The organism is Sphingobacterium sp. UBA7253 (assembly GCF_002472745.1).
Taxonomy (GTDB): Bacteria; Bacteroidota; Bacteroidia; order Sphingobacteriales; family Sphingobacteriaceae; genus Sphingobacterium; species Sphingobacterium siyangense.
On the sequence record NZ_DKSP01000249.1, the window covers coordinates 43,225 to 55,709 of the forward strand.

Genomic DNA, 12,485 nt, shown 5'->3' on the forward strand with positions numbered 1-12,485 from the left:
GAAAATGGATTAATATATATAGGATTTAAAAAAATAGATTATTTCAACAGATCGGGATTATTATTGATTGCTTCCTGTGGATAACGTATCACATAACGAGGATCGTTCTGCTGCAGTGTTACCGTTCTGCCGAAACTACTGTGTGTGATCGCCGGTCTTGTCGTCCGTTTTAGATCATACCACCGTAATCCCTCTAGCGCCAGTTCACGCTTGCGTTCCAGCAGAACCGCATCTAGCAATTGCTCCTTTGACAAACCTGCGTCAGCCTTAGTTTCTTTGGCATAGGCATCTGCGGTAAATCTGTTTTTCTTTAAAGCAGACAGATATTTTAATGCTTCTGCTGTATTTCCCAGACGAACATAACATTCGGCCAACGTCAAATAAAGATCAGCATTTCTAAAACTCACATTAAAACGGTTGTCCCCACCTTTGAGGGATACATAATCGCCCCCACTTTTTTGGAAGTAACGACCTTTTCTCAAATCGCCTGCAGAATAACTGTCTAACAAGGCCGGTGAAATAAAGGAACTTGTACGTACTCCAGGAACAGATACTTTTTCCAAAGCCATAATCATCTCCGCTGATTCAAAATCATTCGGAAGTAGGCTTCCAGCAGCATTGAGATCAACCAATTTGTCATTTATAACCAAAGCTTTTTTAGCGGCATCAATTGCTTCTTGCCACTCACCGCGATATAAATGAACGCGTGAGGCCATGGCAAAAGCAGCGCGTTTGCTAAAGCGATAATTAACACCTTTTGCCTGATCATCCACAGTCAGTAAAGCTGTCCCTTTTCCCATATCAGCCAGGATCTGCGCATAAGACTCTCCAATGGTCACAGGTACAAAACGTTGTTCCAGGTCAATCTTTGTCGATAAAGGAACGCCCCGAAGCCCTGCATTACTCGCCGAATAGACCTCGCTGTAGAGATTTAATAACTCAAAATGAGCATAAGCACGCATCAGATAAGCTTCTCCTTTGATTTGGTCCACTGCTGCATTGCTAGCCAACTTTTCATCGATTGTACTAATGACCTGATTGGTATAAAAAATACTACTATAAAATGTCAGATAGGGATAAGCAATTGTTGTCGGATCAGGATTTTGATCGTTCCAAAGATAAATATCTTTGGTTCTAGCGGCATCAGTCGAACTTTCATCCAACAATAGCTCATCTGTCCGCAAGGACAAATAGGACTTATGTGCAGGAAAGTTTGCATAACTGCTTGTCATTAAACCTCTAAAATCACTTTCCGAAGTAGGGATAACCGTCCCTACCGGTTTTATATCTAAATATTTATCGCAGGAATTCAATGCACTGGCTGCCATGATCATTCCAAAATAAACTATCTTTTTCATGTTATAAATCAATTAAAAGAATTAAAAACTCGCTGACAGACCGAAGGCAAAAGACTTGCTGATCGGTTGTGCATAATAATTACCGTAAGTTTCAGGATCAAAATATCCGTCATAATTTGCTCCAAAGACAAATAGGTTACGTCCTTCTACATTCACGCGTAAATTGCTTGTACCAATTTTTTTACTTAATGCAGCAGGGAGTGTATAACCTAAACGAATGCTATTGATGCGGACATAGCTCATTTTCTTTGCCCAGATATCATAGAGATTGAATGATTTAATTGGATCATTGCTTTCCAACCAAGCATAGGCCATCCAGCGATCATTGAATTCAGAACTTATGCTTCCCAAAGCAGGCATATTACCACCCTCTTGCAGTGCCTTCAAAAGATCTGTTGTATAATTCTGACCACGGTCTACCAGAGCCGGATTATAAGTCGGTGTACGGCTTACCCAACGCTCCAAATTAAACACAGCAGAAATTGCGAGATCAAAATTAGCATAACGGAAACGGTTGGTCATTCCGCCGATAAACTTCGGATCTTTACTACCCTTGTATTTAAATTTAGAACGGTATTCTGCAGCGGTCATATCGGTTTGCGAAATATAACCTGGCAAAAACTCCGCCCATGGATCATATAATCCAAAAAACTGTTCAAAGCTCGAAACGGATCCATCCTGATTTCTGAACTGCATCACCCCATCTTTATCCAAACCAGCCGTTTCCAATACGTATAGGCCATTAATTGGACGCCCTTCCTGTGTTTCAAGCGCATAGGCTTTTGGATCAGCGAGTACTTTTAATAATTTATTACTATTGTGTGCAATATTAAAGTCCGTTGACCAGGAGAATTTATCCGTTTGGATCTGACGGCTTGATATCGTCAATTCCACGCCTTGGTTTCTTGCTGAGGCCCAATTAACTTTTACGTTTTGGAAACCGTTTTCCAAAGGTATTGCACTATAATCGATTAAGTCGGTACTCTTTCTGTTATAATAATCAACCGTAATATTTAATCTGTTTTTCCATAGGCCTAAATCAATCCCAGCATTATAAGATTGGGTCTTTTCCCAGCGAAGTTTATCATTAGCAGGCATCTCAACAAATACAGTTCCTTCATTATTTCCTGGCAACATGGTAATGTTATTATAAAAACCAACAATAAAAGGATAAGTATTGCGATCAATATTTCCTTGCGTACCGTAAGACGCGCGCACTCGGAGATCAGACAAAGCGGTTTTTCCTTTAATAAACTCTTCCTCTAGCACATTCCATGATCCCGAAACAGACCAAATCGGTAGAAAACGATATTTGGGATCAACACCAAACATATTAGAACCATCTTGTCGAATACTTGCATATACATTGTATTTCCGATCAAAAGTATAGGTCGCATTCCCATAGAACGAGGCATATGAGCTTTCTACAAATCCTTTTTTATACTGTACAAACCTTGAGTCATTTTGGTAGTTGCTATTTGGAAAAACAAGTGTTTGCGTCGTCAATGTTGCCGGATTGTACCCGAATCCCTTCGTTGTTACGATTTCACTCTTGCTCCGTCTCAGTTCCGTTCCTCCCATCAATTCCAGCTCATGGCGATCGTTCCAGGTTTTGTTGTACTTTAAATAAGTTTTCCAATTGTATTGGAAAACGCTATTATTGGAATTTTCTATTGTCCCACCAGTAGGCAAAAAATACTTATTTATCTTGCTGGCGGCATCGTAGTAGCGGGTCGCAGCACGCAATTTTCGGGTGTTATAACTTTCCTGATCTGCAAATTTTTCAGTTTTATTTTCATCAAATTGCAAACCAAGCTCTGTTCTCAGGGATAACTGTGGTAAAATAGCGTATTCCAAATAACTGATTGCTTTCAGTGCTTTATTTGTTAACGTGTATTTGGTATTATCGCGCTCTTCAATTGCGTTAAATGGGATATAAGTATCTCTTTCAAAGCCCTCGATATCTGGATCATAGTTAAATTTCCCAGATTGATCATAAACTGAAAGATATGGATTAACCGAACGCACATAATAACTTGGGTTCGTGAAAGCATCACGATCCTGAATCGGATTTTGTCTATTCGAAACTGATCCTAATATATTAATACCAGCTTTAAACCGATCGTTGATTGTAAAATCGTTATTTAATGTCAATGAATAACGACGAAGATCTACCGCTTTTGTAGCACCTTTTTCATCGTACAAACCTGTTGACAAATAATAGCGATGCCCATCATTACCGCCTGAAATAGACGCGGAATACTGTTGATTGACCGCCTGACGGTATAATTCATTCCCCCAATTCGTTTGTTGCGTGCGCAATTGACTGATCGACTGCTGTACTTCCGGTGACAAAGCTGCTAAACCACCGGTGCGATAAGCATCCAATGCATTTGCTTTATTTAGTATCCGCATAACAGCGCCCTTATCCGTACGATAATTGAGATCCGTACGATTGGCCATCAATAACTCAAAATTCACTTTTTCATTAGCATCCATCAGATTGAGTTTACCGAAATCCGGACGTTGCGTCACAAAGGTATTTGCTGACACCTGCAATTTTGCGGGACCAGATTTACCTCTTTTTGTGGTAATCACAATGACCCCATTTGCGGCCCGGGCACCATAAATTGAAGTCGCCGCAGCATCTTTTAAAACGGTAATATCGGCGATATCATCGGGATTGATGCCTGCAATAGGAAGATTTGTCAAGCTATTAAGATCATCTTTCTCTATTCGGTTTGGCATTGCCGTACCTTCAATCGGCAGTCCGTCAATCACCCATAAGGGATCTTGTGTGCCATTGAGTGATACAGTACCACGAATACGGATCTGTGGAGCACTATTGGGGCCGCCATTAAAATTGCTCAACTGCAAACCTGCCACCTGACCAGCAAGCATTTCATCGATCGATGCAACCCCCGTCTGTTTGATGTCCGCTACATTGATTTTATTGTAAGCCGTCGTATTCTTACGTTTTTTGATATCCGTATAACCTGTTACGATCACTTCATCCAAGGACTCACCACTTGGCTGAAGCAAGATTGTCTTATGATCCTGAAATACCGGCACCTGAATACGCTGGTACCCGACATAGCTAATCGTTACATACTTTAAATTACTAGGCACTTTTAAGCGAAATTCACCAGCCGCATCGGTCAATGAACCCAATGCCGACTGCTGCACCTGATTAGGTACACCGATATCTTCTGCTACTGCCGAACTTTCAACGACAACCGTCGCCCCCACGACCGGTTTTAACGTGACCGCATCCAAAACCTTTCCTTTCAGTTCCCTGGATTCCTGCGCATGCGCAACGTGCACACACATGAAGGTCAACGGTATTAAAAACTTATTCATTTTGGTAGATGTTAATATATTAGTTTAATTCTAAGGTATTTGCAATACGTAGTAAAAGATCCATGTAATGCGATTTTGTAGTCGCGTCACCTGTCCGCTGCTTTTGCTTCAACAACTGGTAGATCTCATATAGTTCAGCACGTTTATAGGTCAACATATCGGAAGTGCGTATCATACCAGTGACATGTACATTCCGAAGTCCCGTTTGTGAAGAGGATGCATGTTGTGGATGTAAACATAGATCAGGTTGTATCGCTTCAACTAGCTGCTCAATGCCTGCCAGCTTCTTCGCATTTAATTTCTCCATGGATTTGTTTGTAGATACCATCAGAACATCCACATAGTTTTGTTGTAGCATCCGTGTTTTAAGGTCCAACGATTGTCCACTGATGGTTTTAGCAAAGATCGTCTGACGTACAGAAGTTAGAAACTCAGGTGCACTCCATGCTTTTCTACTTCCAAAAAGATTTTCCATCTCAACCATACGCAGCAAACGTTCATCATTGACCAGTTTATACAACATGGCATACTGAAATTCACGTTGTAAGTTATAAGGAGCATACTCAAATGGTCCTATTGGAGAATCTTTCAATGGAAAAGTTTTTGCCATCAGCTCTGGGACGAACAACCACTCGGGCATGTAAAAGACATTCTTCTTGAGGTATTCCAAAGCACGTACTTGTTTGTCTGTTGGTACTGGACTATAGGCATCTTTTTGATCGCCCAAAACAGCATTTTCCAGGTATATTCCCCCGATATTATTTAAGACATGGTCAGCATACGCATACCATTGTCCGACTACACCCATATATAATTTACCGGCACGGTAGTAATCATCACCTACATTAGTGGTCCAGTTGATAATATTAGGCATCATACGACGCAGATTCCGCATGCCATATTCACCAGCTTTCATCGCGTCGTCACCAAGATCTTCCGATTGAGCCCGCGGATCAACGATATTTTTAGAATCTTGCTGTTCACCGTAATGGTAAATAGGATCATGTACATGGCTGTCAATTTCCTTTCTCAGCAAAGGAATTTCATCCCAAGGTTGCGTTTTGCCATACCAACGGTAAGCCCAGCCAATGGCATACTTGTCGTAAGCACCGATCACGGGAGTGATCTGTTCCACACCATCTTCGGGTTGTGCCACATAATTGAAACGAGCGTAATCCATAATTGAAGGAGCAGTCCCCCCCATTTTAGCGGTGAAGCTTTTACTACGCAATGAATCAACAGGAAAACTTGCCGAGGAGCCCATGTTATGCATAAGACCCAAGGTATGCCCAATTTCATGGGAAGAAACAAAGCGAATGGCATGTGCCATTTTTTCATCCGAAAACACATTGGATCGTACCGATGTATCTACTATACCTGTTTGTATACGCATCCAGCTATTTAAAATCGTCATGACGTTGTGCCACCAGATCACATCGGCTTCAAGGATCTCCCCCGAGCGCGGATCGACCACAGAAGGTCCCATGGCATTAGCCTGAGCAGATGCTGCGTAAACGATCGAGGATACATTGGCATCATCGGGATCAAATTTGACACTATCCGGCTGTTGTTTGGCCAGAATTGCATTTTTGAAACCAGCAGCTTCAAAGGCAACCTGCCAATCATGAACTCCATCGATGATCGCTTGTCGCCACTGTTTTGGTGTCGCCGGATCTAAATAAAAGACAATCGGTTTCTTTGGTTCGACCAACTCCCCTTTCAGATACCGCGCTTTATCTTCGTCACGCGGCTCTAAGCGCCAGCGATTGACCAGATTTTTCTTATCCAGTTCCTGTTGTTTATCATTAAAATACCAACGTGGTGAAGTAAAGAAACCTACTCTTGGATCTGCAAACCGCGCAACCATAGGATTTTCAGGCAGTTCGTAAAGATTACTTGTAATTTCTAAAGAAACCGGTACAGATTCATCACCTTCAGTGACCTTGGTAGAGAATACAGACTTCACAACGATATTATTCGCATAGGATTTAATGTCTTCAACGGTAGATATACTCGTTTTAGGTGAAGTTCCCAAACCCAAAGACGTAAACACATCCGTAAAGCTTTTTTCTGAACCGTCAAATACTTTATTGACTTTGATCACCACGGCACTTGAATCCTTTGAATAGCTTTCAATCTTAAACGATTCAATATAAGAAGGGCGATAATTATCATATACCGAAGCGGCTATTGCGTCACCCTTAGGTACTTCGACCTGCGGTTTAATCTCCGAAACCCACACTTCTTTTTTCTCTTTACGATGGGTAAAACGAATGACCTTATTTTCATAATTCATCCCTTTGTTTACCCCAGCCTCATTCAAGGCCAACGGTACAGAAGATAGCTTTTGGATCAACAATATATCTTGCCCCATCTTTTTCAATGGAATTTCAAAGTAGTAGTTGTTTTCTTTACGGATCACAGTAAACATTCCACTATCCACACGCGCATCTTTCAACAATTTGTCGTATGCAGCTGTAGAATCTTTCTTTGCCGTAGAATCTTTGGCAGAAGTAACCGTCTCTTTTTTTCTTAAACCTACGGTTTGCAATATAGAACAAGATTGCATTAGACCCGCCGAAAATAAAAGACCAATGGCTAGCTTAGTATAAGTGTTTTTCATCAAATAATTATTTTTGAGCTCGCTTTCAAAGGCATAAATGAGCTCGTGGCATTCTATTTGTTTTTCACTGGTGACGACGTAACATCAACCGAAAATCCATTATTGATCCTAAGCCTGTTTTAGCTTCGGATTTTGTATCAGAAAGTAATTGCATCTATTCCATGGAGGTCAATCATAAGTTGCACTTTATAAAGACCTTGGCATTTTATGGGATAAGATTAGGCTAATCACAAACTAAAACCGCTGGATTAAGAGCCAAATTTGTTAAAAATATTGTACAGAATAATACATAAAGGGATGAACACGTAGTTCAGAATGATGAACACGCACTATAAAAACATGAATACGCAGACACCTCCAATTTCATTATTCATATACAGCATTATGCGAGTGGTAATCGCACAATAAATTGCCCCGACTCTAACCCGAAATGAAAACCTGCCATGGCATAGTAATTATAGATGGATGACAAATATTTGAGCCCGTACCCCTCACCTTCAAGCTCTGCCCCCTGTCTGGGCTGCCAGTTGTTGCTAACCTCCAGCAGGTTGGTTTCGGGTATATAGATTAAATGAATAGTAAGCGGATTCTCTTTCGAAATGCGTGTATGCTTTATCGCATTCTCGATCAGCATTTGCAAACCCAAACGTGGAATTTTCTGTTCTAATAATTCTCTTGGAATATTTATATCCATATCCTGCAATGCCGCGCCGAACCGCACCTGCTGCAAAAAGAAATAGGCTTTGGCCAATTCCAGTTCCTCCCTTAGCGTAGACCATTCTGCCTCATCTGTACGCAACATTTTACGATAAACCTTGGTCATCTTTCCAATAAAAGACTTGGCCAGTTCATCGTCTTTTCCGATCAGGTACTGAAGCGACCCAAATGTATTGAATAGAAAATGTGGATTGATCTGTTGTCGCAATTGTACTAGACGCATCTGTGTATATTCATTTTTCTGCTTCAAAGCAAGCAATTTCAATTGTTGAATCTTGCGTCGCTCCATAACATTGAAATAGATCAATACCATCGCCACCAACATTAACCCCACACCGAGCAAGATACTATAGGTCAACAATTCCTGGATTTCTTCTTCGATACTCAACAAGAGAACATACACCTTGATTTCACCACCAACAAACAGAATGTTACAGGGATAGGAATTAACCATCACGTCCAGCTGCAGAAAATCTGACTGGACAATTTGCCCCTGTTTTGACACAGCGGCAGTATTTCTCTTTCCCCATTTTCGATTATCTGGAGAATATACACAGATGCCGCGGTCATCATAGATCTCAAAATAAGCCCGCCTTCCGAAATTGAGCTTCGAAAAATAAGCATTCAGCCTTTCGATATCCATATAGATATGATATAGCCGATGATTTATTGTTCGTGTCCGTAACAATGTTAGCATCCTATGGCTTATATAATCAGGTTGGCCTACCGGGATAATGACCAATAAGGAATCACCACTTTCCTTTGGATCAAACGTGGGTTGTTCCAATATTTTTTTCTCAGAAAGGTACAGATCCTGCTGTAGCAATTCCAATTGCTTTTTGACAAGAAACATATTCTCATCCGCAAAATCGATCAATATTCTTTTCTTAAGACGATCAACTTTATGATGGATAACACCGAGCAATCCCCCTCCTACCAGCAGCAGCAACAACAAACAGACAATTAGGATAATACTATTTTTCTGTTCGGCATTTTTAAATCGAAATTTCACGGCGCAAAAATACATCAAAATTTTCAAAGCTTTAGCAAACAAGTTCATAAGAAAGCTCTAACCCAGCCTTTTGTCAATGAAACACGACATATTCCAAGAGCTAACCAAAATAAATGGGGCATTTAATAAAGATTAATAATAATTTTCTGATTTTTGTAACCACAAAAAATTACAAAGTGTCAAAAGCAACATTTATAAAAGTTGTGAAACGTATCGCTATCGTTTTTACAAGCATCGTCGTACTACTCGTTATCAGCATATTATCTATTCCCTATATATTCGAAAATGAAGTAAATAGCAAGGTCAAATCACTCGTAAACGAGCATATTACTGGTGAGTTAAATTATTCAAAAGTAAGATTAACCTTCTTTGATCAATTCCCTTTGCTTACTGCATCGATGGATGATGTCTTACTAAAAGGGGCCGAGCCTTTTAAAAACGATACGCTGCTTGCCGCGAAAAAAGTCAGTTTTGGCGTGGACCTTATGAGTCTCCTCAAATCTAAAATTGTCATCGACAAGTTTATCGTGAACAACGGAAAGATCAACATCTTGGTTGATTCTTTGGGAAATGCCAATTATTCTATTTATAAATCCACCCCGTCAGATTCAACAAAAACACAAGATAATGCAGAAAGTAGCGCTTTGGCTTTTCAATTAATTAAACTTGAAAAAACAAATCTCCATTATGAAGACCGCTCCATTCCGCTTCAGATAGAGGCAAAAGATCTCGAATATGAGGGTAAGGGAGATCTGATGTCAAATATTTTTGACTTGAACACACGTGCAAAAATTGCATCCTTTTCATTTTCCTTTGACAATGAATTATATGTGGACAAAAAGTCGATCGATGCCAATTTGCTAACACGGATCAATACCAATACGTTATCCTTCGTATTCGAACGAAATGATATTAAAATAAATCAATTACCAGTTCGTTTCCGTGGATTGTTGTCTTTTATTTCCCATGGTTATCACCTAGATTTTAAATTAAAATCACAGGAAAGTACCTTGGCCGAATTACTTTCATTAGTCCCAAATAACTACGCTTCTTGGATCAAGGACCTCTCCGTGAAAGGTACATCTGAGGTTTTTGTTAATCTAGAAAGTGATTATATTGTCGACAACAACAAAATGCCTAATCTTTCACTTGGGCTCATGGTCAACAATGGCTTTCTCGCGTATAAACAATCCACCAATCCGCTAACAGACTGGAATGCAAAATTACGGATAGACTTGCCGGCACTGAATCCAGACTCACTACAAATTGATCTTAAACAATTTGACTTTAAAGTTGCTTCAGGCTATTTCAATGCACAGGGCAACATTGCAGGTTTACACCCTGTAACCGTGCATGCCAACATAAAAAGTGATCTTAATCTCGATAAACTCCATGCCTCGCTACAGTTTCCCGATTTTTCTTTCGGTGGAAAGTGGAATCTTGACGCGAAAATCGACGGCACATACGCCAAAGCTATTCGTCAGGTAGGGCTCCAAAAACGCGAACAGGAATACGTCGCATCCATTCCTACTTTTGATATCAAAAATACACTCGTAGATGGTAAATTCAAATTGGCTAAGCTCCCACAGGGATTGGACAAAATTGCCTATCGTCTGGAAGCAAAGGATCCCGATGGCCAGTTAAAAAGTGCATCAATAGCAATACATGATATTTCTGTTCAAGCACTTAACAATTATATAAAAGGATTTATTTCAATAACGGATTTTAATAAAATTGCAGTCAATTCCGATTTAAAGGCATCATTTAATTTAGCAGATATCAAAAAATTCTATCCAATTAAACAAGTCGAATTGGCCGGATTGGTGGATGTCAACCTCATAGCAAAAGGTTATGTAGATCTCAAACGAAACATTTTTCCCGAAACCAATACGTCCATCGTGATGAAGAATGGATTGATCAAGTCAAATGATTATCCTATCCCGATGGAAAATATTCAGGTCGAAGCTTTTGTCAATAGCGAAAAAGGTTCACTTCGAGATCTGAATGTCAAAATCCTACCGGTATCGTTTACATTTGCGGGTGAACCTTTTTTCTTGAATGCAGACCTCAAGAACTTCAATAACATCAAATACAACATACAGTCCAAGGGTAAGCTCAATCTCGGCCCTATTTATAAACTCTTTGCATTGGATGGTACCAATGTCGATGGCTTTATCTATACAGATTTCAGTTTAAAAGGCTTACAGAGCGATGCCACCAATGGTCATTATAACCGACTTCAAAATAGCGGTCGGTTAAGTATTGGAAATATCCAGGTTCAGTCCGACATGCTTCCACAGCCTATTGCAATTCGAAGTGGGAACTTCAGTTTTAATCAGGAGAAAATGAATTTCGATAAATTCCTGGTTGCCTATGCTAAGAATGATATTTCCATCAAAGGATATCTCAACAATATTATTAATTATGCAACAAGTAGTCAAGCACCGTTAAAAGGTCAATTTACACTCAGCAGCAAGAAAATCAATGTGGATGATTTCATGGTTTTCGGATCACCATCTTCCTCGACAGCTACAGGCACGTCCGAAAGCGGTGTGGTTCTTCTCCCCAAAAATTTGGACGTTCAGGTCTTAGGGCTTGTCAACGCCATATCATATAACAAAATGAATATCAAAGATTTCAAAGGAGACCTACAGGTAAAAGAAGGTAAGATGACACTTAATAAGACAAACTTTGAACTTGCGGGACTGAAAGTAGATATGAACGGAAGTTATCGTCCCATAAATCCACGTAGAGCAAGTTTTGATTATGCGGTGAAAGCCGACAGCTTTGATATTCAACGCGCTTACAAAGAGATACCGATGTTCAGGGAAATGGTTAGCTCTGCCAAAAATGCTTATGGTCTTGTTTCATTGGATTACAAATTGGGTGGCCTATTGAATGGCAATATGCAACCAGTAATGCCTTCTATCGTCGGCGAGGGATCCTTAACGCTAAATCAGATTAAGTTCAGAGGCTTCAAACTACTCAATGGAATTAGTCAATCTACTTCCAAAGAAAAATTGAAGGATGGCGAAGTAAAAAAAGTTGTTATTAAATCCCATATCAAAAATAATGTGATGACCATCGAACGCACGAAAATGAAAATGATGGGATTCAGGCCTCGCTTTGAAGGCCAAGTAACCTTAGACGGACGGATGAACCTGGGTTTTAGACTGGGCTTACCTCCTTTTGGAATCTTTGGGATACCTATGCGAATTACGGGCACTCCAGATAACTTTCATTTAAAAATGGGAAAATACAAAGAAGAGGATCTCGACATGGACATGGATGACGAGGACAGTAAAGTATATAAAGAATCTCAAAAAGTGCAAGAAACACAGGCTAAGTAAACGCGTAATTAGTTTTAGTAAATTCAGTCGACACAATAGTGCTGAATTAAAAACGTTATTAAGTT

At 40.0% G+C, this 12,485-nt stretch carries 5 protein-coding genes; 1 reads left to right on the plus strand and 4 read right to left on the minus strand.

Annotation, left to right across the window (positions count from 1 at the left end):
* Positions 1-38: 38 nt before the first annotated feature.
* From B2X72_RS26235 to B2X72_RS26250, 4 genes are all read right to left on the minus strand, one after another.
* Positions 39-1,358, minus strand: a complete 1,320-nt coding sequence (locus B2X72_RS26235) for a RagB/SusD family nutrient uptake outer membrane protein (RefSeq protein ID WP_088160372.1) — start codon at positions 1,356-1,358, stop codon at positions 39-41.
* A 21-nt stretch (positions 1,359-1,379) separates the two neighbouring features.
* Positions 1,380-4,718 carry a SusC/RagA family TonB-linked outer membrane protein gene (locus tag B2X72_RS26240; protein ID WP_204990960.1) on the minus strand — a complete coding sequence of 1,113 codons (3,339 nt, stop codon included), beginning with the start codon at positions 4,716-4,718 and terminating at the stop codon, positions 1,380-1,382.
* Between the two features lie 19 nt (positions 4,719-4,737).
* Entirely contained in the window at positions 4,738-7,341 is a 2,604-nt protein-coding gene (locus tag B2X72_RS26245) for a zinc-dependent metalloprotease (protein ID WP_232475683.1), read from the minus strand.
* Positions 7,342-7,723: 382 nt separating this feature from the next.
* The gene (locus tag B2X72_RS26250) at positions 7,724-9,085 is read right to left on the minus strand and encodes a sensor histidine kinase (protein WP_286852161.1); all 1,362 of its coding nucleotides are present in this window, start codon (positions 9,083-9,085) and stop codon (positions 7,724-7,726) included.
* Positions 9,086-9,246: 161 nt separating this feature from the next.
* Between B2X72_RS26250 and B2X72_RS26255 the strand changes: the two genes are divergently transcribed.
* Entirely contained in the window at positions 9,247-12,420 is a 3,174-nt protein-coding gene (locus B2X72_RS26255; protein WP_286852148.1) for an AsmA-like C-terminal region-containing protein, read from the plus strand.
* The last annotated feature ends 65 nt before the right edge of the window (positions 12,421-12,485 follow it).

Coding starts and splice junctions, on each gene's coding strand:
- B2X72_RS26235 (WP_088160372.1), bottom strand. CDS start 1,358: ATGAAAAAGATAGTTTATTTTGGAATGATCATGGCAGCCAGTGCATTG.
- B2X72_RS26240 (WP_204990960.1), bottom strand. CDS start 4,718: ATGAATAAGTTTTTAATACCGTTGACCTTCATGTGTGTGCACGTTGCG.
- B2X72_RS26245 (WP_232475683.1), bottom strand. CDS start 7,341: ATGAAAAACACTTATACTAAGCTAGCCATTGGTCTTTTATTTTCGGCG.
- B2X72_RS26250 (WP_286852161.1), bottom strand. CDS start 9,085: ATGTATTTTTGCGCCGTGAAATTTCGATTTAAAAATGCCGAACAGAAA.